Below are 26,879 nucleotides of genomic sequence, written 5' to 3' on the forward strand. Positions count from 1 at the left end.
TCCATGAGAACTTAGTGCTTCTTGCCACTGTTGTTTAGATAAAAATGGATTCCCCTGGTTGCGTTGTTCATCTTCTGGAGGATTCATCAAAAGACCCCAGGTAATATCGAAGTCGAAGCGAGGTTCAGTACATTCCCAAAGCAAGAGTATACCCCCAGGAGCTAACAAAGAGCGCACATACTCTAAAGTTGCTTCCATGTTTTTGGTAACGTGTAGTACGTTCGCTGCTATTACGACATCAAAGCTATGAGCCGAATAACCTTGTTCTTGAGGAGGCTTTTGAATATCGAATAAACGATAGTCAATAAATGGATAATCACTAAATTTCTTTTTAGCCGCTTTCAAGAACAAACCACCCACATCAGTAAAGGTGTAATTGGTTTGTTTGGCAGGTAATAAGGGTAACAATTCGCTGGTGGCTAAACCCATTCCCCCACCTACTTCTAAAACTCTTAAATTAACTGCTGACGGCAAGGACTTAACTACTTGCTCCAGACTTGCCCGCATAATGTTGTTGTAGTAAGCAATCCAGCGAGGGTAAATATTTAGCTTTTGTGCTTGGTTTTCATCATATATCAAAGTATTAAAAAACTCTAGGGGTGGTTTTTTTCCAGTCAGTATATCAACTAAATTTTCACCACAAAGCTGGACTAAATCTACCTGTTGAGGTGTATTTGTACATTGCGTTTTGACTGTTGCTAACACTGTGTCAAAAGATTCTGATGAAAATGGCAGTAACTTAGTAAAAATTCCTGCATTTTGTTGCAAGTGACCTTGCTCTACTAAGATTTGTAACCACCTAGCAAACAACTGCCGATAGCGAGGAATAACTTGGCATTTCTCGAACAATTCCTCAAAAGTATATTTGTCGTTAGGATTGCTAAAAGTACCATTATGCCTAAGAGTTTTATTGATGTATGCAATACATAAACGATCCAGCCATTGTCTACTTTCCAGACAGGTTTGCCGATCAAATTCCAAAATACCGCTACTTGCTTGGTGCTGACCAGCCTGCACTACAGTTTTCCAAAGCTGTGTAGATGATGAAGAGGGGTTTTCTGGCTCAATCCAGTAGCGCTGGCGCTCAAAGGGATATGTAGGTAAGGGAAGGCGACAGCGTTGTTCATGGGCATAAAATCCTGACCAATCTACTTGTACCCCATTCAGCCAAAGATCACCTAATGTGTTTAACAATAACTCTAAGTCAGATTGAGGCGCTCGCGGATGGTGTAATGAAGTTAATACCACCTGTTCCGAATCTTTATTTGGATGTTGCTTAGTTAATTTACTCAACGTCCAACCAGGGCCAACCTCTAATAAAATTTGAGCGGGTTCTAGCAATAACTTTTCTAAACCTTCAGCAAAGCGTACAGTTTTCCGCAGATGTTCTGCCCAGTAATCGGGATTGGTAGCTTCATCAGCAGTAATCCACGTACCAGTCAGGTTAGAGATGTAAGGAATTTGTGGGGGCTGAAGCTGTACCTGTTGCAAGGAATGTGTAAATTTTTGCACAATTGGCTCCATCATCGCTGAATGGAAAGCATGAGAAGTGAAAAGAGGCTGAGTATCTATGCCTTGTGCCGCTAATTGCTGTTGTACTGTTTCAATTGCCGATGTGGAGCCGGAAACGACGCAGGACGACAAACTGTTGACAGCAGCTAAGGAAAGTTCTTGACCTAATAGTGGTTGTACTTGTTGCTCTGTTAGGGGTACTGCCAACATACTCCCACTTGGCATCTGTTGCATCAATTCACCTCTGATGGCGACTACAGCCAAAGCATCTTCTAGGGAAAATACACCTGCGATCGCAGCAGCGACATATTCCCCGATACTGTGACCAATCATTGCTACAGGGCGGATTCCCCATGACATCCATAACTGCGCTAGGGCATACTCAATCACAAATAGGGCAGGTTGAGCAAGTGCAGTTTGTTGTAATTGCTCTGTGGCTTGTTCTATTTCTTCGGAATTGGGGTAAAGGATGTGACGGAGGTCAACTCCTAAGTGAGGTAAGAGAATCTCTGCACACTTGTCTATATGCTCTCTGAATGTTGGCTCAAATTCATAGAGTTCTCGCCCCATATTCACGTATTGCGAACCTTGCCCAGAAAACATAAAGGTTATTGAGCGATCGCCTGATTCATGAAATTTGCTAGGCTGCACCTCACTCAGTAAGGGCTGTGTCTGTGCAATATCCTGACAAACAAACATCCGTCTATAGTTGAAAGCCTTACGACCTTTGCTTAAGGTGTAAGCAACATCAGCTAGGTTAAGTTCGGGGTGTTGCTGCAAATGTGCAGACAAATTGGCGATCGCTAACTCCAGCGCTGAACTAGTTTTCGCTGAAATGCTTAACAACTGGTAAGGACGGGATTTTCCAGATGGCTGTTGTGGTGGGGCTTCTTCCAACACCACATGAGCATTCGTGCCTCCAATGCCAAAAGAACTGACACCAGCACGACGGGGTGTACTTTTAGTTTGCCACTCAGAAAGTTTGGTATTGACGTAAAAGGGGCTGTTAGCAAAGTCTATTTTGGGATTAGGGCTTTCAAAGTGTAAGCTTGGGGGGATTTGCTGGTGTTTGAGTGCCAAAACGGTTTTAATCAGACCTGCGACACCAGCCGCCGCATCTAAATGACCGACATTAGTTTTAACGGAACCAATCGCGCAAAATCCCTTGTTTTGGGTATTAGTAGAAAAAGCTTGTGTGAGTGCAGTAATTTCAATCGGATCTCCCAAAGGCGTACCGGTTCCATGTGCCTCCATATAGGTGATTGTTTCTGGAGCAATTCCAGCTACGGTTTGAGCCTCTAAGATCACTGCTGTCTGACCATCTACACTGGGCGCTGTATAACCAACTTTCACCGCACCGTCATTATTTATGGCAGAACCTTTAATCACCGCATGAATAAAATCGCCATCTGCAAGAGCATCTTCTAATCTTTTTAAGACAACAAGACCAACACCGCTACCACTAATCGTCCCTGCTGCTTTGATATCAAAGGCTCGGCAATGTCCATCGGGTGATAAAATCATCCCCTCTTGATACAGATAGCCAGTTTTTTGTGGCACTCTAACTGCAACACCACCAGCCAAGGCGATATCACACTCACCATTTAGCAAGCTTTGGCTAGCTAAGTGTACGGCGACTAATGAAGTAGAACAAGCAGTTTGAACAGTAATACTCGGCCCTTTAAGGTTTAATTGGTAAGAGACGCGAGTAGATAAAAAATCTTTATCATTGCCAATCAGCAGTCTATATTTGTAATCATCTATCGGGTTAGATGTATCAAACTTTTTATAAAGGTTATTAAGTAAATAAGTATTAATACCACAACCAGCATAGACACCAATCGAACCCTTGTAAGTTTGAGGGTCATAACCTGCATTTTCAATCGCTTCCCAAGCTTGTTCTAAGAAAAGCCGATGTTGCGGATCGATCATTTCAGCTTCTCTAGCGCTGATGTCAAAAAAGAAAGCATCAAACATATCTATGTCTGATAGCACACTATTAGCTTTGACGTAGTTGGTGTTATTCAATAACTCAGGATCTACACCAGAGGAAACTAGTTCTTGAGAGTTAAAAAAGGAAATACACTCTACACCTTCTTGGAGATTATGCCAAAATTCTGCAATATTTTTGGCTTTAGGAAAACGACAAGATATGCCAATAATGGCAATTTCTGAATCATTATCTAAATTAGGCAAAGGCTGTTCATTCATGATTATTAAAAAACTGGATGAGTATTTTAAAGCAAGAATTTTTACGTGAGTTCGACAAGTCTTATTTGACCTCTCCCCCAACCCCTCTCCGACGCGGAGAGGGGAGCAAAAAGCTTAATTTTTCGTTGCTCCTTACTTTCCGTTTCGGAGAGGGAGAGGTTCATCGAACTCACGTAATTTTAAGGATTATTTGCTCGATGTTTTTGCCTGAGTTGTCTTTTTTGGATTGTCATAGCTTTGCGAGAGTTGCGATTCTCAGATTTTTCGTATGCTTGCTGAGAATAACCGGACTCATTATTATTTTCAGTTAAATATTCAGCTAAAGATTTGATAGTTGGATATTTAAATAATTCTACAATAGGTATTTCTTTATCAAAAATTTCATTTAATTCTACTTGTAATTTGACAATGAGTAATGAATGTCCTCCTAGATGAAAGAAATTATCCTCAACTCCCACCTTTTCTATTTGCAACAATTGTTGCCAAATATTAGTAATAAGTCGCTGTACTTTAGTTTGGGGTCTGATATATGGTGTTTCTAACTGACGATTTTCTGGCACAGGCAAAGCACGATGGTCAATTTTACCGTTGGGCGTTAGTGGCATTCTTTCTAAGAATACGAAAGCTGACGGCATCATATATTCAGGTAGCTTTTCTTGGAGAAAGTTTCGGAGTTCACTTATGGTTACAACTTTCTCCTGATTGAAGATTTCGCTTGTTTTTTGATCGGCTACAACGTAAGCTAATAAACGCTTGTCGCCAAGCTTATCTTCTTTAGCTAAGACCAGAGTTTCTTTGATTTTTGGATGAGTAACAAGTACGGCTTCAATTTCTCCGAGTTCAATGCGATAGCCGCGAATCTTGATTTGATGATCGATACGACCGAGAAACTCAATGTTACCATCTGCTAGGTAGCGGGCGCGATCGCCAGTTTTGTAAAGACGATCTCCTAATTTATCGCTAAAGGGATTACGAATAAATTTATCTGCTGTCAACTCTGGACGATTCAGGTAGCCGCGAGCAATACCGACACCGCCAATGTGTAATTCCCCAGCGACACCCACAGGAAGGCGTTGCAGATATTCGTCTAGGATGTAAACTTGAGTATTCGCAATTGGGCGACCGATAGGCAGTTGACTAATATCTGGCGTAGATTCAGCTATGGTGGAGCAGACAGTTGATTCGGTTGGGCCGTAAGCGTTAAAGAAACGGCGACCATTAGACCATTGTACTACTAAATCCGATCCACAAGCCTCACCCGCAACTATGATAATTTGCAAAGCCGGTAGTTCTTTATTGGGTAGAACAGCTAATGCTGACGGAGCGAGTGTTACGTGTGTAATCGCCTGCTCATCCAACAGTTTAAGTAAAGCTGACCCTAGCAGCAACTCCTCTGGAGTTCCCAAAACAATCCTCGCTCCAGAACCCAGAGCCATGAAAATTTCCCAGACAGCAGCATCAAAGCTAAAAGATGCGAATTGCAGAATACGGCTGTTTGGCTGCACATCAAAGCTATCAATTTGTGCTTGCGCTAGATTGCACAATCCCTGGTGGGCAATTAAAACTCCTTTGGGTTTTCCTGTAGAACCTGAAGTATAAATCAGATATGCTAAATTCTCAGGTTTAACCCCACTAAGTAAATTCTCTTCACTTTCACGAGAAATTTCTGTATCTAAGTAAACTACAGATGCTTCATGCTCAGGTAGGTTTGCTGCTAATTTCTCTGTAGTTAATAGCACCTTCACCTGTGAATCTGACAACATGTAGGCTAGGCGCTCTTGGGGATAAGCTGAGTCTAGGGGTACATAAGCACCACCAGCTTTCAGAATGCCCAACAGTCCTACGATCATCTCTAGCGAGCGTTCAACACAGATACCCACTAGTACTTCTGGGCCAACCCCTAGCCTTTGCAAGTGATGTGCTAACCCATTAGCGCGGCTATTTAGTTCTCGATAGGTTAGTTGCTCGTCTTTAAACACCACTGCTACAGCATTTGGGTTTTTTTGTACCCACTGTTCAAACACCTGATGAATAGACAAATTTTTGGGATAATTTACTTGAGTCTGATTCCACTGTAAAAGCTGCTGTTTTTCTGGGATGGTTAACAGTGGCAAATCATGCAAGTGTTGATCGGGATTGAGGACGATCGCTGTTAATAAAGTTTGGAAATGATTTGCCATTCTAGCGATCGTACTGGGTGCAAATAAATCGGTGTTGTACTCCCAAGCGCCGATTAATTTCCCATCTGTCTCTCTCACCGCCAGAGTTAAATCAAACTTGGCTGTACTTGTATCGGTTTCCCAAAGACTGGTTTTCAAGCCTAACACCTCTAAAGCCGACAGTGCTGATGTTAATTCATTTTGCAGGAGAAACACCACTTGAAATATAGGCGAATGGCTCAAGTCTCGATGTGGTTGTAGTTCCTTGACGAGTTGTTCAAAGGGCAAATCTTGGTAAGTCTGCGCCTCTAATACCATTTGGCGGACTCGACTTAACAGTTCTCGAAAAGTGGGATTACCAGAAAAATCTGTTTGCATTGCGATCGTGTTGGCAAAAAATCCCACGATGCCTTCTGTATTCTTGTCTCGGTTCCGATTGGCAATGGGTGAACCAATCACAATCTTCTCAACCGAAGTATAGCGGTACAGCAGTGTTTTGAAGGCTGCTAGTAAAGTAATAAAGAGAGTGAGATTTTCCTGTTTATTCAAATCCTTTAGGGCTTGAGTTAGGTTAGCGCCCAGAGAAAAGTATTGCCTAGCACCGCGAAAGCTTTGCACTGATGGCCGAGGATAATCTGTTGGTAACTGTAGTACAGGTGGATAATTACTTAACTGCTGTTTCCAATAAGTCAGTTGAGACTCTAGCACTTTTCCCTGTAACCACTGCCGTTGCCAAATAGCAAAATCTCCATACTCAAGAGGTACTTCGGAGAGTGCAGCAGGTTTACCTTGAGAAAAAGCTGCATATAATGCTGCCAATTCCCGAAACATCACACCCAACGACCAACCATCAATAATAATGTGGTGCATGGTGAGTAACAACACATAATCGTGTTTCCCTAGCTGTACAAGCATCCATCGCAGCAGAGGGCCTTGAACAAAGTTGAAGGAGGGTAAGCGGTGTTCGGCTGACAAGCGCAGAATTTCCAGTTTCTGTGCAGCTTGGGGTAACTCACTCAAGTTGACTACAGATAGAGGTACATCCATAGAAGCGGCGATAACTTGTACTGGTTGTCCCACAACTGTATCAAAGGTAGTACGCAATGACTCATGGCGGCTTACAAGTTCTCGTAAACACTGTTCTAATATGCCTATGTCAAGCACACCCTGAAGTTGGATAGCTCCATGTTCATTGTAGAAAGCGCTATCGGGGTTTAACTTATGGAGAAACCAAAGACGTTCTTGAGCAAAAGATAAAGGAACAGGGGAAATTGTCGCTCGTCGAGGTACAACATTTAATTTTTGGTCAGATTGAACTTTACCTTGCAAGCGTTTTGCTAACAGTGTTTGTTTTGCTGGTGAAAGTTGAGACTTTATTTTTAAAATATCTTGCTCTAAAGACATGAATATTATTTTCCATTACTGAATAATTAAGGCTCTCAAATGAGCATTCATCTTAATCGATAATTTCTAGTTTGATATATTCTGGCAAAGGCTGAATTTGGTTAAGCTGATGCTCTAAAATTACTATTTCACCCTGCTTTTCAGTTTCTTTAAAACCTGCAAATTTATAGGCGATATACATCATACGATTGCGATTATTAGAAAGAAATTCAGCACACAGACGCACTTGGTTTTCTTGAGCTAGCTTCATGATGTAGTTAAGCAGAACTGAACCAACGCCTCTGGACATGACGCGACAAGACATTAATAAAAGTTTGATTGTCCATACATCATCACGGTATTCTACAAGAGCCAAGCCAATTTTTCCGTAACTGCCATATTTATCTTCTAAAGTGGCAATTAGTAATTTATGTTGCTCTGATTGCCGAAATTGATTGAGTTCATCATAAGAATAAGTGTAACCTGTAGTATTTAACTGGTTGGTTCTAACTGTTAATTCTTCGGCTCGTTGTAAATCCTCTTCTTGGGCTGAAGCTAGAGTAAAGTGCATATTCAGAGTTTTTAAGAACTCTTCTTGAACGCCTACAAATTTTTCTTCTGCTTGTTTGCGCTCTATGTCGCTAATATACATTTGCCTTCTTTTTTGAGAATCCTCCGTAATAAAACGCGGATTCAACTCTGGCATATATAACAAATGCTCTATTTGAGTTACATTGAGACAAAGAACATCGGTAAGAGAAAAATGTACTTCTTCTAGCTCAAATGGCTGATCGTCAATAAAGGCGATCGCATCTAAACCAATATTAATTAATTTAGCAATTTCTTGAATAGAAGCAACTTTAGAGTTCCAATTAATTTGGGAGTAGATAAAATACTCAGATAACCCTAGTTCTTGAAGTTTAGCGATCGCTGTATTGTGGTCATTCTTACTCGCGATCGATTGCAGAATACCTCTAGCATCTAAAGCTTTGATAATCTCAACTATATTTTCTCGCAAATCCACGCGAGCATCTTCTAATAATACACCATTCCAGAGAGTATTGTCTAAATCCCAAACTACACATTTAATTGTTTTTTTTGTATCTTGGCTATTCTGGGTTTGCTCCAAATTTAGACCAATCATATTTTCATGTCCTTGTAACTAATTGTTGAGATATTGCCAAGCGATCGCCCGTAAATATATACTCCTGATAACCATATTCGGCAATGGTCATTTGTTGAATTTGAGTACTACCTTCGATGATTTCCATAATTTTGGCATCTCGCAAATACCTTTCAACTGGGTACTCGCTACTACAACCGTTTGCACCATGAATTTGTACAGCATCATTTGCTACTTTAGTAGCCATTGTGGATGCAAAATACTTGGCAATCGAAGTCTCAACCAAAGAATTAGGATGTCCAATTTGTTTCAAATATCCTGCTTGATAGCATAACAGTCTTGCTGCTTTCACATTGACAATCATGTTAGTTATCATTTGCCGAATCAATTGATGTTCTTTTAAATAAACACCAAACTGTTGGCGTTGACTTGTATACTGAATACAGGCTTCTAAACAAGCTTGGGCAATACCTATACATCCCCATGCCACACTGTATCTGCCATAATCTAGTGCAGCAGAAGCGACATAAGAGAAACCAAAACCCAGTCTACCTACAAGATTTTCTTGGGGAATCCGACAATCCACTAGGTGAAGTTCTGCTAACATCGAAGCTTTAACACCTAACATCCCAACAATCGGTTTTATTGAGAGTCCTGGACTATTTTTTTCAACTAAAAAAGCAGAAGGTTTACCTTCACACAAACCAAAAACTAAGAAAATATCAGCGATTTGTCCATAAGTAATCCATTTCTTTTGCCCATTTAATACATAAGAATCTCCAACAAGAGTTGCTGTTGTCTCAACACTTTTAGCATCACTACCTATATTAGGTTCACTCAAACCAAAAGCAGCAATTACCTCACCAGTTGCCAATTTGGGTATCCAATACTGTTTTTGAGACTTACTCCCCCACTTAAGTAGAGCATGAGTAACCATATTATGTACGGTTAGTAAACTCCGCAGCGAAGAACATCCCCGGCCAATTTCTTCATTTAAGAGTCCATAGGTGATGATATCCATAGCACCACCACCATGTTCTTTAGGTACTAAAGCACCTAAATATCCTTTTTTAGCTAGTTTTTCAATTATCTTTTTTGGCGTAGATTGTTGTCGATCGTATTCATTGGCGAAAGGAATAATTTCTTCATCTACAAAGGCTCGAAATGTAGCTTGAGCATTTTTTTGCTCAGTAGTTAATTCTATCTGCATTGTAATTAATAAACTGGGGTTTTTTCAAAATTCTGACTCCTGAATTATCTGAGTAGTACTGTTTCACTGAGCTTACGTTCCAGAAAATTTGCCATAGCGTTGATTGTTCTGAAGTTGTCGAAATCCAGGTCTTCATTTTCAATATTGATTTTAAATTCTTGCTCTAAAAACAAAACAAGTTGCATAGCAAACATAGAATTTACAAAGCCTAAAGTGAAGATATCCTCATCTTCTTGCAAGTCATGCGTTGTAATAAACCGCGAGATGAAATTTTTGATTTGAGTTTTAGCCTGGTTCATATTTATATATTTTTTTGAGAGTAACTATTTGAAATTTTTTCAATTGTAGTTATAAAAACCCTTGCCGCTTTTACAACCATACAAACCTGCATCTACCATCTTTTTTAGCAAAAAACATGGTCTGTATTTGCTATCATTGAAGCTTTCATATAGAACTTCAATTGAGAATAAAATAGTATCTAAACCAATTAAGTCAGCAGTTTCTAAAGGCCCCATTTTATGACCAAAGCAAGTTTTAAAAATCCTATCTACATCTGATGCTGAAGCGACTTGATCTTGTAGTAAAAAAATAGCTTCATTGATAGTTAACATAAGTACACGATTAGAAACAAAACCAGGTGAATCATTAACTATAATGCCTTCTTTGCCCATTTGAGCTAACAGTTTTTTGGCTATCTCAATTGTTTGCTCAGAAGTATGATAGCCACGAATTGTTTCTACTACTGGCTTCATTGGTACTGGGTTCATGAAGTGCATTCCAATGACTTGTGCAGCACGTTTTGTTAGTGAAGCTATGCGAGTAATGGGAATCGCCGATGTATTGGCAGCAAACACCGTTGCTGGTGGACAAATAATATCTATTTTTTCATAAACCCTCTTTTTAATTTCCCATTTTTCTGTTACATTTTCAATCACGAATTCTGCTGATTCTAATGTTTGGTAATCTGTAGACGGATGAATTTTTTGGAGGACGTTTTCAATGTTGTCCAATTTATTAGATTTTGGGAGCATTTTTTGAAAACGAAGATTATTTTTAATTTTTTCTTTTGCCTCATCTAAAATTTTTTCTGACACGTCTAACAAAATTACCTGATGACCAGTTTGGGCTAGGTTTTGCGCTAAACCACTGCCCATTACACCAGCCCCAATAACACCAACTACTTCGATGTTCATGATTGATATCTTCAACGAGGTTTTAAATTTATTCAGCAAGCCATAAGGGGGTGTTTGAAAAGTCTATGGTTGTATTAAGATCCCCCCTAACCCCCCTTAAAAAGGGGGGAATCAATACGGTTTAGTTAAGGGCTATTGGTAAAAATTTTGGTTTTTGATACGCGATAAATCGCCGTTTATACAAGTGTTTTAGTCTTATCTGAACTGTATTGAGGGGGGAATAACCTGCTCAAAGTCCTCTTTTTTAAGGAGGATTTAGGAGGATCTAAAGTTTTTAATACATCAGCCATCACTTTTCAAACATCCTCTAATTGCGAATTACGAATTACCCGACTTTTTCTAAAGTTGCTTGGACTTGTTCATCAGTTAATTCTTCTAACTCCTCTAGAATAATTTTTTCGATAAAGAGAGATAATTCAGCAACAGTAGGGGCTTCAAAGAGGGCGCGGACTGGTACTTCTATTTGGAAATCATCACGTAATTGGTTAATCATGACACTTCCTGTTAATGAGTCTCCTCCTAAAGCAAAGAAACTGTCATAAATCCCCACTTTCTCAAAGCCTAAAAACTTTTGAAAGCTTCCAGCAATCTTATTTTCTAGTTCATTAGTAGGTGCAATGAATTCATTCTTTAAATTTGGTCTGGGACGCAGAGAAGAGAAGTCAGTTTCTTGGATATTTACTTTCTGTTTGACGGACTTTAACCTAGTTGCTTGTTCTAACCTAGTGGTGAGATTTCCAGTAGAGACAAATACTTGATTTAATTCCTTCCAAGATAAAATGCGTTCGAGGACATCGATACCTTCTTGTGGTGTCAAAATAAATTCAGCTAAACTGGCATCAACAGATAAAAGCTGTTGTTGAACTTTTCCGACTTGCCAAGTATCCCAATCTACGCTTACCCAAGGAACAGAACTAGTTTGATTATGTTGGTGAACAAAAGCATCCATGAAGAGATTTGCGGCTGAATAAGCTATCAGTCCTCTTCCTCCTAAAACTGAGGATAAAGAAGACATCAGTAAGCAAAAATCTAGCTCTTTCGATTCTAAAACTTTTGCCAAAACTAAAAGTCCATGTACTTTAGCTGCAAATTGCTGCTCACACTCGGTCTTAGTTGCTTGTTCAATAGTACACAGTTTGCCGGAAATTCCCGCAGCATGGATGACACCGTTGATTTTACCAAATCTTGTTTCAGCTTGAGCGATCGCACTTTGCATTTGTTCCTGGTTGGTGACATCAGCGCCAACTAGTAAAACCTCAGCGCCTAGTGCTTCTAGTTTCAACACTTTTTCTAATAGACTATTTGACCAATCATCACGGTTAGGTAAGATTGAACGTCCTGTTAAGATTAGTTTGGCTTTGACAGTCTGTGCTAAATATTCTGCTAAAAGTAGTCCTAAATTTCCTAAGCCACCTGTAATTAAATAAACTCCTCCATCTCGCAATTGTGATGTTACCGTCGCTACATCCCACTGGATTTGCTCAAAATTTTGTACCCAGCGATGATGATTACGATAGGCAATAATTTGCTCAATCGATGGTGCAGATATTTCTTTGAGCAAGCTATCTACAAGTTTATCAACTGTTCCACTGGTAACTACAACATCAATACTACGACAACTAATGTTTGGGTATTCTTGCGGAATGACTTTACAAGCTCCTAATACAGTTGCTTTTTGTGGAGAAAGTATTTCATCTCCTGTCACATACTGCATATTATTGGAGATTACCATGATTTGCAACTGTTCAGGCAAATTCTGTTGTTCCAGAACTTGAGCTATAAATAGCAAGCTGTAAAATCCTACATCTTGAGCTTGGTTAACTTCATCTACTTCTAATGTTGTTTTATTAGCCGGTGTGACACTCCATAAATGAACAATTGTTTTTGGTGTGAAATTTAAGGTAGAAAGCTCTTGAAACAGGGTGTGATAATCATTTAGTTGTCGAGGATTAATTGTATATGCATACTGCTTTTCATCTACAGCAAATTGCTCTCCAACTCTGACGGTAATCACATTTTGACTTGGGAATTTCAATCTTTGAGCGATTTGCTCACCCAAGCTACTCTCATCAACAAATATCAAATAACATTCCTGTTGAGTTGTCTGCTGTGCTGTCACAGGTGGCAACATTGAACGTTTCCATGATGGAACGTAAAACCAGTCTGCAATTTCAGGCTTTTTACCCGATGAAACTTGACTGGCATCTTCTTGATGAATCAATGCCGTCAATGCTGGTGGAACTGATTTTAATGGTGATGCATAAGCCTGAGCTAAAATTATATGTTCTCCGAATACATCAAATTCTGAGAAAGCTGCCACATTGACAAACCCATGCTCAGTTAAAGCTTCCTGCCACTGCTCTTTTGATAAAAAGGGATTACCCATATTGCGGATACCTGCTTCATCCTCAATGGGATTCATTAGCACTGCATCCATGATGTCAGCTTCTAATCTGCCTTCGGTGATTTCCCAGAGGATTAAAAAACCTCCAGGAGCCAATAAAGAACGCACATGTTCTAAAGTTGCTCCAATATTCCGAGCCACGTGCAGCACATTAAAGGCAATGATGACATCAAAATTGTGGTTAGAATATCCTTGCTCTTGTGGGGGTTTCTCTATGTCTAGCAAACCGTATTCAACAAATGGATAAGCGCTAAATTTCTTTTTGGCTGCTTTCAGAAACAAACTACCTAAATCAGTAAAGGTATATTTGGTTTGCTGTTGTGGCAACAAAGGTAACAATTCCTCTGTAGCTGTACCAGTTCCCGCCCCCAGTTCGAGAATTCTGAGGTTAACATTTGCTGGCAAGGGTTTGACCACCTGTTCAACGATCGCTCGCAAGATGGGTTTATAGTAAGTTTGGGTGGGATAGGTTGGCACTGCATAGTCTTCTTCTTGAAGTTTCACCGAAAAGTGAAACTCTAACGCCCCCCTAGCACCAGTCAAGATGGCTGGTAAGTTTTCGCCATAACGCTGGTAAATATCTACCCATTCCATTATCTCTTGCGATCGCAATCTGGCTTCTTGCAAAAACGTATTCATTGAGTCTGGGGAAACTGGCAGCAGGTTGGTATAAATTCCTGCCTCATCTTGCTGGATATGACCTGCTTCTAGTAGTACATTCAACCAGCGAGTCAACAGTTCTCGATAGCGAGGAATAATTTTGCACCGCTCAAACAATTCTGCAAAAGTATACTTTTCCTCTGGATTGTTAAAAGCACCTAACTGTCTGATGGTCTGATTCATGTACCCAGCACATAAACGAGTCAGGCACAGTTTCCGTTCTTGCTCAAGTTGAGCGTCAATTCCTTTTACACCCTCAACCGCCTGATTTTGACCAGCTTCTACCATAGATTGCCAAAGTGCAGGTAATGTCGGCAATTGTTTATTAGCAGGTTTTAGTCTATCAATCCAGTAACGCTGGCGCTCAAAGGGATAGGTTGGTAAAGGAATCCGATGACGACGCTCATCTGCGTAAAATGCTGACCAGTCTATCTCGACTCCTGAGAGCCACAGTTGTCCTAAAGTATTCAGCAAGAATGCTAAATCTGATTGTTGCTCATAAGAATAACGCAGAGATGGCAGCACCACTTTATCTACAACCTGCTCGCTTTCTAAATATTGCAAAGCGAGGCTACTCAAAGTTTGTCCCGCCCCGACTTCCAACAAAATGGGATTCTGCTTTCTCCACAATTGCTTCACCCCTTCACCAAAGCGCACAGGCTGACACAGATGCTTTGTCCAATAGTTGGCATCGGTTGCTTGGTCGGCTGTAATCCATGTACCTGTAACATTAGACAGATAGGGGATTTGCGGAGGCTGGCGCTTTACGGTTTTGACTAACTCGGTGAATAGATCTGCGATCGCTTCCATCATGTAAGAATGGAAAGCATGGGAAGTTTGCAAATGCCGACACGCTAAACCCTTTTGCGTCAATTGACCAGCTAATTCATCAATTGCATTTATATCTCCAGCAATCACGCAAAGTTTTGCCCCATTGATGGCTGATAAAGAAAGTTTTTCACTCAAGAAAGGACGCACTTCTGCTTCCGAAAGAGGTACAGCCAGCATTGCCCCATTTGGCAACTCTTGAATCATTTGCGCTCTTTTAGCCACTAGAGTTAGGGCATCTTCTAAAGATAATACCCCGGCTAAAGTCGCAGCCACATATTCCCCAATGCTATAGCCAATCATAGCCACAGGACGAATTCCCCAAGAAATCCACAACTGAGCTAAAGCATATTCGATGACAAAAATAGCTGGTTGGGTAAGATAGGTTTGATTCAGTTTTTCGGCAGCTGCATCGGGTTGTTCAACAGTACGTCCAAGCATTTTACGCAAATCGAAACCCGGTTGAGATGCGCCGTTTACAGGATTGGGTTGTGAAGAATTTTTGGGATAAATGACATCTCTTAAGTCAAGATTTAGCAGGGGTTTGAGGATTTCACAACATTGAGCAACTGTTTTTTGAAATGTCGGCTCTAGTTGGTAAAGTTCCTCGGTCATATTGACGTATTGAGTACCCAATCCCGTAAACATGAAGGCAACGGGGCGATCGCTAATTTCTTGAATGCTGCTCAAAACTCTTTTAGAATCTTGAAGTGCGCTCACCGCATCTGCAAGATTTTGGCAAACAACCGCTCGGCGATGCTTAAAAGCCTGACGACCAAGTTGGAGTGTCGAAGCGACATCAGCTAGGTTGACATCGGGATGCTGCTTGAGGTGTGCAACTAAATTTGCCGTTGCTGTGTTTAAGGCAGAGCTAGTTTTCGCAGATAACAACAATAATTGTGAAGGACGGGAGTTACCAGAAGGTTGGGAAGGAGGTGCTTCTTCTAAAATAACGTGGGCATTAGTTCCCCCCAGACCAAAAGAACTGACACCAGCGCGACGGGGTTTGCCGTTAGTTGTCCATTCAGCAAGCTCTGTGTTGACGTAAAAGGGGCTATTCTCAAAATTAATTTGTGGATTGGGTGCGGAAAAGTTCAGACTGGGTGGTAGTAATTGATGTTTGAGTGACAAAACTGTTTTAATCAACCCAGCCATTCCAGCTGCTACTCCCAAATGCCCAACATTTGTTTTGACTGAGCCGACTGCACAATAGCCTTTTTTATCTGTACGAGCTTGAAAAGCTTGTATCATCGCAGCCATTTCAATTGGGTCGCCCAAGGTAGTACCGCTACCATGAGCTTCGATGTAGCTGATTGTATCCGGCTCAACTTCCGCCATCAGTTGAGCCGCACGAATAACTTTAGCTTGAGCAATTTCACTGGGTGCTGTGTAGCCAATTTTCAAAGAACCATCATTATTGATCGCCGAGCCTTTGATTACAGCATATATCTGATCGCCATCTGCGATCGCACTCTCCAACCGCTTGAGGACAACAACACCCAAACCGTTACCAAAAACTGTACCTTGAGCCTTTGCATCAAAAGCTCGGCAATGTCCATCAGGAGACACCATTCCATCGGCTGGAAATGGGACAAATCCATCTCTAGTAACTGTAATAGTAATGCCACCAGCCAAGGCTATATTACATTCTCCACTCAACAAACTTTGACAAGCTAAATGAGTTGCAACTAGTGAAGTAGAGCAAGCTGTGCCGACATTAATACTCGGCCCATTAAGATTTAATTTATAAGAAACGCGGGTAGCCACAAAATCTTTATCATTACCAATGATCGCTTGCAAAGGACTTATTGCTTTTGCTGCCATCAATTCCTCATCAGCATCAAGGTTGAAAGGCAAATAACTGCTTGACCCGGAACCAGCGTAAACTCCTATAGGCTTTTCTTCCTTTTCAGGATCATAGCCAGCATTTTCTAGAGCCTCCCAAGCACACTCTAAAAATAGCCTTTGTTGTGGGTCAATAGTTTCCGCTTCTCTAGGAGTATAACCGAAGAAAGAGGCATCAAATAGCTCTACACCCTCTAGAACAGCAGCAGCTTTAATTGTCTTATTAGACTGATTAATATCTACGGATGGTAATTCTGAAACCAACTCCACACCATTGACCAGATTTTTCCAGAAATCCTCAATATTTTTTCCCCCAGGAAAACGCCCAGCCAAGCCAATTATCGCTACTTCTAAACCAGTGGGTTCAAGATTCATCGCCTTTATCCTTCCTAAAAAATGTAGTTACCGATTATTACCCATAGCGCAATACAGTTCAGTTAAGCACTTTTTTTCTTCTCTTTGTGTCCTCTGCGCCTCTGCGGTTCAAAGGCTTAATCCAACCGTATTGACATATAAAGATATTCATCTCAGTCAAAGTAATTCGTAGTTACAACCAGTAAATACTTGTACAAATTAAATTACAAATTATTTGTTCATAATTGACTTTTGGAACCGTTGTTTTAGCCGATTTTTTCCTGCTGTTAATTCTTTCTCTAATTCCGTACTTTTTTGCTCTAAAGAAATTCTTGGTTTTTCTGGGCTTAAGTGATTAGCCAAACTCTTAATTGTTGAGTATTTAAACAAATCTACCATTGAAATATCTAGCATTTCTTTAGGTAAAGCTTCTTTTAGTTGACTATAAACTTTTGTGATGAGCAAAGAATCACCACCCACATCAAAAAAGTTATCGTTAACGCCAACTTTTTCTAATTCCAAGACTTTTTGCCAAACACCAGCAACAGTTTGCTCAATTTCCGTCTCTGGTGCTATATAACTATCTGAGGTTTGCAGCAAACTTTTTTGCGTTTGCAGTTTACTACGGTCTATTTTACCATTTGCAGACAGAGGTAAATTTTCTAAGAGCATATATGCAGAAGGTACCATATAATCTGGTAGTTTCTGCTGTAAATAGTTTTGTAACTTACTTGCTTTAAACCTCTTCACAGATAACGGTGCTTGAGCAAGTATAACTTCAAAGCCGAGGCATTCAGATACAGAATTAGGTCTACTTAAAAGGACACTATCTGCAAATCCTGAATTAGACAACATCGTTCGCCATTGTTCTCCTGAGATTAATGGATGAACTTGTCGCAAATCATGATCTTCAAATACATCAAACCCCTGCTGCAATCCCATATTTAAATCGAAAAACTGTTGAAACTTAGTTATTTCAACTATTACCAATAAAGCAGCAGGAGCCAACAAAGACCGAAGATTCTCTAAGGTTTGAGTAAGGTAACGGGTGTCATGCAGCACAGATGCTGCTATCACTACATCAAAACTATGAAGCTCATAACCTTGTTCTTGAGGAGTTTTTTCTAAATCATATAAATTGTAGCTGACAAATGGGTATTGAGCAAGATTGTTCTTAGCATTTTGCAAAAAATAATTGGAAATATCAGTAAATAGGTAAGTTGTATCTAATGGTAATTCCGGTAATACATGAATCGTCGTTACACCGAGACCCGCACCAACTTCTAAAATCCGCAGTGGTTTCCCTGACAACCGATTTTGCACCACTGCTTTCATGATTTTCCCAACAATGCCATTACAGTAAGGAAATAGCTTTTGGTAAATTAAGGGCAAGTATTTACTAGCATAAATCTCGGCTGCTTTAATTTTCTCAGTAATAATATCTGCCAAATTTTCTGAGGCAAAATCTAACCAACTACTTTCCGATTCATCAAACAACAAAACTTCAGCTAGTTTTGCTCGTCCTTCAATTTTTAACTCTGATAAACTTACTTCTGGCAAAGCAACAGAACTTGTAAATACCTCACCTTGTTGCTCTAAGCAACCTGCCTTTACTAGTGCTGTTAATGCTCGATACAACCAATGTCGATAGCGGGGCGCAATTCCACATTGAGAAATTAATTGAGCTAGATCGTATTTCTCACCAACAGAGTTGAAAACTCCTAGTTTTTTAAATGCTTGGCAGACAGAATTAGTGTGCAAATGTCCTAAAGTTTGCAATAAATCTAAGACATTTTCTCCACTTGATTGCCAGATAACTTTTTGGGCTTGTTTTTGACCGGCTTCCACAACAGATTGCCAAATTTGCTGAGATTTAGTTAGCTCTGCTTGTTCCACCTCAAAAATATCTGCTGTCCGCTCTGGTTCTGGAACTAAATAAGCTAATAATTGCCTTTTCTCTTGTTGTTCTCCTACGGCGGTAACAACAGCAGCCCGTACTGCTGGATGCTGTGACAAAGCTGCTTCAATTTCTCCGGTTTCGATGCGGTGTCCCCGAATCTTGATTTGGAAATCTACTCGTCCTAAAAATTGAATGTTGCCGTCTGGTAGATAGCAACCAAGGTCTCCTGTTTGGTAGATACGTTCGCCTGTGCGAGGATGAGAAATAAAGTTGCCAGTGGTCTTTTCTTCGTTGCGCCAATAGCCTTTGGACAACTGCACACCAGCACAGTACATCTGACCCGGAACCCAAACAGGACAATCTTCTAGGCTTTCTTTCAAAATGTAGTATTTTGAGTTAGCCATTGGTTGACCATAGGGAATACTCTTCCAAGTTGGAGCAACTTCTTTTATGAGATAACCAATATTCCAAATCGTAGTTTCAGTAGGGCCACCAATACTGAGTATTTGTACTTTTGGGACTAAAGCTCTGATTCGTTGGGGAAGAGAAACTGGTAGCCAATCTCCGCCTAAAATTGCCAAACGCAAGCTTTTAGGAAGCTCCACAGATTGCTGTTCGGCATAGTTGACCAACATCTCCATCATTGCTGGTACGGTATTCCAAAGTGTAACTTGCGATCGCACCATCACACTAGCCCAGTGACCAGGGTCTTTAATAGCACAGGCTTCAGGCATGACAATTGCACCGCCAGCACTCAAAAGCCCAAATATGTCATAAACAGACAAGTCATGAGCAAGGGAAGTCAGAGCCAAAATCCGGTCTGTGGAACTAACATTAAAGCGTTTGTTTGTGTGAATCACAACATTCACAACATTCCGATGAGTAATCATTACCCCTTTAGGTAAACCAGTGGAGCCAGAGGTATAGATGACATAGGCTAAATCATCGGGTGTCTGAACTGGCTGTAATGGCTCCTGACTTTCAACAGCGAGTTCTTCTCTATCTATGCACAATCGTTGAATGTTTGATGGCCACTCCAGTTTTTCATTCAGCCACGATTGAGTCAGAACAATTTGAACCTCACCATTTTCTAATAGATATTCCCGGCGTTGTTGAGGCAATCCTGAATCGATGGGTAAATAGGCAGCTCCGGCAGCTAAAACTCCCAGCACTGCGACGATTTGCTCCCATCCTTTCTCCATAACTATGGCGACAAGCTGGTTCGGACGAATTCCCAAACGGCGCAGCTGATGACCTAGTTGATTGGATAGGTTGTATAGTTCTTGGTAAGTCAGGATACCCTGAGATGAAACGATCGCAGGTTCTAGTCTGCGATTCTGCACTTGGGCTGCAAATAAAGTGTGCAACATCTCATCAGGAAGTGGTGCTGTAGTAGCGTTGACGTTATCCCGCAGAACTAATTGGGCAGGAGGTAGTAATTGTCTAGTCTTCTCCAACCAGATAGAATCAGAAATCGCCAACTGTTTGAGGAAAAGACAATAAGCCTCAAACATATCGTTGACAACATTTTCTGGAAAGAGTTCTTCCACCACATCCCAGTTAAATGTCAATTCCTCTTTTTCTTCCCAGACTTGTATATCCATCCAAGCCTGAGATGCCTGACTGATGCCATAAACTAGTTCGCCAAAATGACTGAATGTTAAGGTTTCTTGACCAAGAGAACTAAAGCCGAGAGTACTGGTAAAGACAATTGGCATGGCGCTGGGGCCTGTACCTTTTTGCCGAGCTAGTTCTCGTACCACACGCACACCACTATAGTAGCGGTGTTCTAAATCTTGCCAAAGTTGCCTTTGTAAGCGCAGGGAGCGGTCAGTAAATGCTTCGGGCGTAGAGTTATCTACTGTCAACAGAGTAACGGAGGTGAAGTCTCCTAAAATGTCATTTACTTGTTGGTGTAGTGGCAGGCGATTAAATAGGGCTAGATTAATCGTAAATTGGGGGTTTTTACTCCAAAGTGTCAATATTTCGGCAAAAGCAGCCAGTAAAACACCAGAGGGAGTTAAACCGACTTGAGCGGCTCGCTGCTTTAATTGCTGCCAAAGGGTTCGTTCTAGTTGGGAATGATAACGTTTACAACGATGTTGTTTGAGTTCTTTGGGATTTTTCGCTAGAGGTAAGTCTGGGGCTGGAGGTATGTTTTCTAGACGGTTGAGCCAATATTTTTGCGATCGCTTGTATAATTCTGTTTCTTGCAAAGACTGTTCTGCTAGGGCATAATCTCGAAAGGAAAGCTCTAGGGGTGGCAAGATAATATCAGGATTTTGATAGAGTTGAAACCACTCATCAAAGAGACGAAATAGACTCCAAGCATCAAATACTTGCAAATCATAGCTGATGTGTAGTCGGATGTGTCCTCCATCCAAACGTGTAGCACTAAATTCAAATAGGGGCCACTGGTCAGATGGTAGCACTTGATGAGAAAGGCGATCGCGTACTTCTTCTAGCTGCACATTGACAACTTCCTCATCCTGTCCCCGCAAGTCTAAAACTTTCATTTCATAAGGAGGTACTTTCTCCAAAATCTGCTGCTGTCCGTTTGGCCGCACCACAGCACGCAACATATCATGGCGTTCAATTAACTTTTGCAGTCCCCAGTTCAAGCGTTCTAGGTTGATGTCATTACCAGCAATTTCGTAGTAACCATGATTCGATACGCTACCTAACTCTAACGCCCCATTCCGCCCTACCCAGAAGGCGTGCTGCATATCAGTCAAGGGAAAAGGTTCGTAGCGATCGCTTGGGGCTGGTACAATTTTCGGTAAATTCGTGAAACTCCCACTGATGCTGTTTTCTTGCAGAAATCGCAGAATCTCTAATTTATGTTCAGCTAATGAGTTACGTAATTCTGAGTTTAGTACTCCCCTGGGAGCATCAACATCTAGTAAATCTCCATTAGCAGCTAGTTTTACGCCTTTGTCAGAGAGAGCGGTTAAAAGTGAACGCAAATCCATGATTTTATACCAATTCGTAATTAGGAAAATTAGACTTCCTTTTTTATAAACTCAATTTTTCTCTTTCTTTGAGATTGAGGTCAACAGAGGCGATCGGTTCTGATACAGTTAGGCTGGCTAAGGTTAATTGGTTTAGTAATAGCTCGGCTAGTTCAGCTATATTGTTAACTAAAAATTTATCTATAGATACTTGCACTTGTAGATTAGCCTCTATTTTGCGCCTCAGTTCAATAGCCATTAAAGAATCAAGTAATGAAGCAGTAGACTGCTGAGTATTAAGGCTGGCTAAGGGTAGCTGTAGTGAGGTAGCTAACCATTCCAGAAGATAAGTTTCTAGCATTTGCTGTTGTTGCTCTGGTTGAGCAGCCAAGAGTTTTGCTTTTGAAAAAGCGGTTTGTGTTGCAGTGAAGACTTTTTCTTGGGAAAGATGATCTTGTATTGCTGGTTCAGACATAAGGCTAATTGGGGGGGCTGGAACTTGTCCAAGGGCCACATCACCCCAACGCATAACAACTGCTGCGGCAGTAGCTGCGGCACCGTTAGTATAAACCAGAACTAAATTATTTTCGCAAATTTTTCCCTCTGCTGCTGCATGGTACAAATTAGCGATGGGAAGTACTGGCCCGATATTTGCATATCGCGGGTAGAGATTAATTGTCCGCTCTTTATCGATACCTAATGCTCGTGTACAAACATCGACGTACCAAGCAGTAGGAGTATTGAATGCAAAAAAGTCAATATCATCAAGGGTGACACCAGCAGCAGCAGTTGCACCGTAGCAGCAGTTACGGACAAAATCTACTGCTGTTTCTGCAAGCATATTGGCATTGTTTCCCGTGCGAGTACAAATTCGGGGCTTGCCTTGTGCATCTGTTGTCAGTTTATATGAGTATGCATCATGTGTGGCGATCGTATTAACAATTTTAGTACCCAGAATTCCCTGGTTAGGTTTAAGCAAATCAACTACAAAAGCTCCAGCACCATCACCCATTGACCATGAGAGTGTGTCTGCTTCGTCTACAGCATTAGATCCAATCTGAGAGATAACTACTAGTACATTACGGTAGGTTCCAGTTTGTACGAGAGCCTGAGCATTTTGAAGTGCCACTAAAGCACTTGAGCAAGTTGACTCCAAATTCCATGCAGGACAGCATAGTTTTAATTGTTCAGCTAAGTAGGTTGCATTTCCAGCCCCGACTTGTTCGGAGAAAAGCGAAGCGACAATCATGAGTTCGACTTCACTGGGAGCGAGTTTTGCAGCCTCAAGAGCATCTTTAGCAGCGCGGTATTCTAACGTTAGGGATGACTCTTGAGAACTAAGCACCCGTCGTTCAATGTTACCTCGAAAGGGATCTGATAAGTATGATGCTACTGCTGTTGACCAAATGTCCAGCCCATTGTTGTCGGTAGTGAAGTCATCAGATTTAGACCTCCTTGGGTTTCTGAGTTTTGTTTGTGTAAATAGGTCGGGATACTTGTTTTGCCAGTATTCATTTGTCCGAATGATATCGGGAAAGCTAACTGCAAGTGCGCGAATACCTACTGGAAGGTTAATCATTTCAAAAAGGGAATGGGGAATAGGGAATGAGGAATGGGGAAAGAATTTTACTTAGAAACTTTCTCCCTCCTGCCTTTTCATTTTGGATTTGCGTTAGCGAATCATTGAGCGTCTTTTGGATTTGAGATTGTTCAATCCAAAATTTAAAATCTAAAATTCTTCTGTCTCGTACTTAGAACCAAGAGCGATCGCACTCGCAGTTGCATAAGATGATACATGGCTGATGCTAACTAACCATTTGGTAATCCCAAGTGCTACTGCAATTTCTTGACATTTGCCATTTAGTACAATTGCTGGTTTACCTGTTGGTAATCGTTGTACTTCCAAATCCCGCCAGTAACGATCTCGGTTACATTCAACCCCAAGGATTTGAAGTACAGCTTTTTTGACGCAAAAACGACCGCCTAAATACTGGATACGATCATTACCAAATCCAGATTCATTCAACTCACGTTCTGTAAACCATTGCATCTCAAAAGACTTTACTGCTGGTTCTATAAGTTTTTTAATATAACTTATAGCCACGATATCAATACTATGGCCAATGACTTCGAGAGCATCAGGCTCAAAGGTGAGCAGGTTTACAGGTAAACTTTCAGACTCAATTACAAACATGAGATTAACTTGGTTTAAGACTGTAAAACTAAATTGGTCAACATCGTATTCATTTTGTTGACAGACTCGATGTACTCTTTTTCTGGAACTGATTCAGCCACAATACCAGCGCCAGCATTTAAGTGAATAGTATTTCCGTATTGATAAACTGAGCGAATAGCGATCGCAATATCTGATGAACCATTACTATCTACCCAACCAATACCACCAGCATAAATTCCTCTTGGCTCGTCTTCCAAGCGATTAATCCATTCTAAAGCTTTTTCTTTATCAATCCCAGAGACTGTAATTCCGGGAAACAATACTTTCAATGCATCCCATAGGGTATTTCCTATTTTGAGTTTACCACCAACTCGTGATGATAGATGTTGTACACAACGGTACTTTTTAACTTCCATAAAGTCAAAAATACGTACAGTTTCTGGTAAACACAAGGAAGCAATCTCACTTTGTGCTAACCAGGCTGAGAGTGAGTGTTCTTTAACTTCTTTAGCATCAGTAAATAATTCATCACTTAAGCGTGTATCTTCTTGGAGATTTTCACTACGAGGGCGAGTTGCAGCTAGGGGATTAGTAACAACATACCCATCTCCATCGGTTTCCATCAGAATTTCTGGACTAAAGCCAACTGCACGCACATCTCCGATATCTAAACAATAAGAACGTGCTGCATTATTGGCTCTAGCTCCTACGACATAAGTTCCGATGGCATCTAAATCACCTGGTACTTTGACTGAGCGGGAAATTATCGCTTTGTGCAAATCACCTTCTTTAATTGCTTTGATCAGAGTCTCAATGCGATTTTGATAATCTTCGCGATCGCTAAAGTCCAATTCCAAAGATGCTGGTGTATAGTTTGGCAGTGGATTATCAATAAATAATTGGTTTTTTATCTGTTCTAATGACTTAGTAGTTTTGATATGAACTCCTTCTACTGTACAACGAAGTTCAGTTTCGGGAATCATAAAATAAAGCAGTTCTTGCTGGATTGCTTTAGAGTATGAAGAGTAAAATCGAGCTATATCAAACGCTACATAACCATAAGCTGTCCAATTTTCAATATTCAAAGACTTAAGTAAATTCTCTACTTGCTTTAAAGGATCGCTTACTGGCTCACAGTCAGAATTTCCAGCACCGTTAATAGAGACAAAATTTTGGTTTACTGCTACCCTAAATAACTCATTACCAGCAATCCGAACCTCATTTTTCCCTTCATACATGACATATTTGGTAATAATCCCAGCTTGTAGTAGGTTCTTTAAGATAACGATGGGTTCTCTTTGTCCAGGTACAAATATTTCTTGATATTTTATTTCGGTCTTTAACTCCGTTACCATCTATTTTATCCTTGTAGATAATTGTTTAGTCAATTGTTTTTGTCGCTAAAGTATGCTTTTTTCCTAATACTTTGCGGTTAATTTTACCAGTCGAGGTGCGTGGTAAATTTTCTAAAAAGTAAACTTTTTTTGGAGCCTTAAAATGAGGTAATCGCCGTTTAGCAAACTTCCGAATACTATCCTCAACTTCTGGCGAAGACTTTTCTCCAGGTTTGAGGCTGACATAAACAACTACTTGAATCAACTCTTCTCCATTGTTTGAGTCTGGTACTGCTGCTACCTCAAAAATTTGCGGATGCTGATGCAAAATATCTTCAATTTCTAAAGGTGATAGCCATTGACCATTAACCTTAAAAAGATCATCCTGACGACCCATAAACCAGAAATATCCTTCTGCATCGCATAAATATTTATCTCCGGTTCGCATCGTCTTACCATAGAGAACTTTTCGCGTTTGTTGCAGTCGGTTCCAGTACCCTAACATGAGGCTTTCTCCAGTTACTTGGAGGTCGCCAATCTCGCCAGCACTACAAGGAAAACCATCTTCGTCAATCACCTGAACATCGTAACCAGGAACCGGACGACCAGAACTACCTGGTTTACACTTTCCTAATTGATTAGTTAGAAAAATGTGCAAAAATTCAGTCGTGCCAATACCTTCACAAATTTCATGATTGTAAGTCAAAAGCCATTTATGCCAGATACTTTTAGGCAATTGTTCAGCAGCCGATACACATAAACGTATAGAGGAAACATCTAGAGGAGAAATATCATCTGCGCTGAGAATACTTGCATAAGCGCTGGGTATACCAAACAAGACTGTAGGTCGATAGTGGTGGATATCAGCAATGATGTCAAAAGCATTATTGGCATCAGATAGTATAGATGCTGCACCAACAGCCATTGGCATATAGAGAGTATTACCTAAACCATAGGCAAAGGGTATCTTAGCAACTGAATAGATGATGTCATCTTGATGCAAGCCCAGCATAATTTTACCGTACTGCTCTGCACACACCACCATACTTTGATGAAGATGAATCACACCTTTAGGCTGGCCTGTACTCCCAGAGGTGTAAAGCCAGAAAGCTGGTTCATCACGGGATGTTTCGGCGCAAGGTAATGTTTCCTCTTGTTGAGTGAGTAGAGAAATTAAGGGATTTTCACCATCTGCTAGCAGAATATGGCGTAAGAACTGAGACTGAACAGGAGCTAGTTTCCCTTGCCACTCTTGAGTAGTTACTAAAAGCTTGGCGCGGGAATTTTGCAGAATATACTGAATTTCATCCAAACTACAAGCAGTATTAATCGGAACTGGTATAGCTCCTAGCCAGATAGCACCCCAAAAAGTAAATACAAATTCGGGAGTGTCGGACAAGAGAATGGCTATCCGATTTTCCCGCTCTAAATCGAGATGAGAAAGTAGTTTAGCTGTGCGTTGCACATAGCTGTTCAGTTGGGCATAAGTGTATGTCTCACTTTGATAGTAAAAGGCTGTTTTCTCGCTACGTCCTTGTACTAAGTTGCCTTCTAAGAAGTAAGCTGCAACGTTAAAGACCTCTGGTAATCTTTCTGAAATACTACCCATCCAAATTTTCCTGTGAGGCTGATATGC

11 protein-coding genes and 1 pseudogene are annotated in these 26,879 nt (G+C 40.7%); all 12 read right to left on the minus strand.

Annotated features, from left to right (window positions below):
• Positions 1–9: 9 nt before the first annotated feature.
• Positions 10–3,723, minus strand: a pseudogene (locus V7K38_RS15020) (beta-ketoacyl synthase N-terminal-like domain-containing protein); the annotation flags it as partial.
• A 179-nt stretch (positions 3,724–3,902) separates the two neighbouring features.
• Positions 3,903–7,286, minus strand: a complete 3,384-nt coding sequence (locus V7K38_RS15025; protein ID WP_334858898.1) for a non-ribosomal peptide synthetase — start codon at positions 7,284–7,286, stop codon at positions 3,903–3,905.
• 52 nt (positions 7,287–7,338) lie between these two features.
• Positions 7,339–8,409, minus strand: a complete 1,071-nt coding sequence (locus tag V7K38_RS15030; RefSeq protein ID WP_334858899.1) for an HAD-IIIC family phosphatase — start codon at positions 8,407–8,409, stop codon at positions 7,339–7,341.
• Between the two features lie 4 nt (positions 8,410–8,413).
• Entirely contained in the window at positions 8,414–9,598 is a 1,185-nt protein-coding gene (locus tag V7K38_RS15035) for an acyl-CoA dehydrogenase family protein (protein ID WP_334858901.1), read from the minus strand.
• A 44-nt stretch (positions 9,599–9,642) separates the two neighbouring features.
• Entirely contained in the window at positions 9,643–9,897 is a 255-nt protein-coding gene (locus V7K38_RS15040; RefSeq protein ID WP_334858902.1) for an acyl carrier protein, read from the minus strand.
• Between the two features lie 39 nt (positions 9,898–9,936).
• A complete protein-coding gene (locus tag V7K38_RS15045) occupies positions 9,937–10,791 on the minus strand; it encodes a 3-hydroxyacyl-CoA dehydrogenase family protein (RefSeq protein WP_334858903.1) in 855 nt (284 codons plus the stop codon).
• 325 nt (positions 10,792–11,116) lie between these two features.
• Entirely contained in the window at positions 11,117–16,903 is a 5,787-nt protein-coding gene (locus V7K38_RS15050; RefSeq protein WP_334858904.1) for an SDR family oxidoreductase, read from the minus strand.
• Between the two features lie 210 nt (positions 16,904–17,113).
• Positions 17,114–21,754, minus strand: a complete 4,641-nt coding sequence (locus V7K38_RS15055) for an amino acid adenylation domain-containing protein (RefSeq protein WP_334858906.1) — start codon at positions 21,752–21,754, stop codon at positions 17,114–17,116.
• 43 nt (positions 21,755–21,797) lie between these two features.
• Complete coding sequence (locus V7K38_RS15060) at positions 21,798–23,312, minus strand: 3-oxoacyl-[acyl-carrier-protein] synthase III C-terminal domain-containing protein (protein WP_334858908.1); 1,515 nt, start codon at positions 23,310–23,312, stop codon at positions 21,798–21,800.
• 150 nt (positions 23,313–23,462) lie between these two features.
• Positions 23,463–23,927: a holo-ACP synthase gene (locus V7K38_RS15065; protein ID WP_334858909.1), complete on the minus strand. Its 465-nt coding sequence runs from the start codon at positions 23,925–23,927 to the stop codon at positions 23,463–23,465.
• Positions 23,928–23,941: 14 nt separating this feature from the next.
• The gene (locus tag V7K38_RS15070; RefSeq protein ID WP_334858910.1) at positions 23,942–25,264 is read right to left on the minus strand and encodes an anthranilate synthase component I family protein; all 1,323 of its coding nucleotides are present in this window, start codon (positions 25,262–25,264) and stop codon (positions 23,942–23,944) included.
• Positions 25,265–25,289: 25 nt separating this feature from the next.
• On the minus strand, positions 25,290–26,852 hold the full coding sequence (locus V7K38_RS15075; RefSeq protein ID WP_334858911.1) for a benzoate-CoA ligase family protein: 1,563 nt from the start codon (positions 26,850–26,852) through the stop codon (positions 25,290–25,292).
• Positions 26,853–26,879 lie beyond the last annotated feature (27 nt).

Origin of the sequence: Nostoc sp. (assembly GCF_036917465.1) — a bacterium.
In the GTDB taxonomy this organism is placed as follows: Bacteria; Cyanobacteriota; Cyanobacteriia; order Cyanobacteriales; family Nostocaceae; genus Nostoc.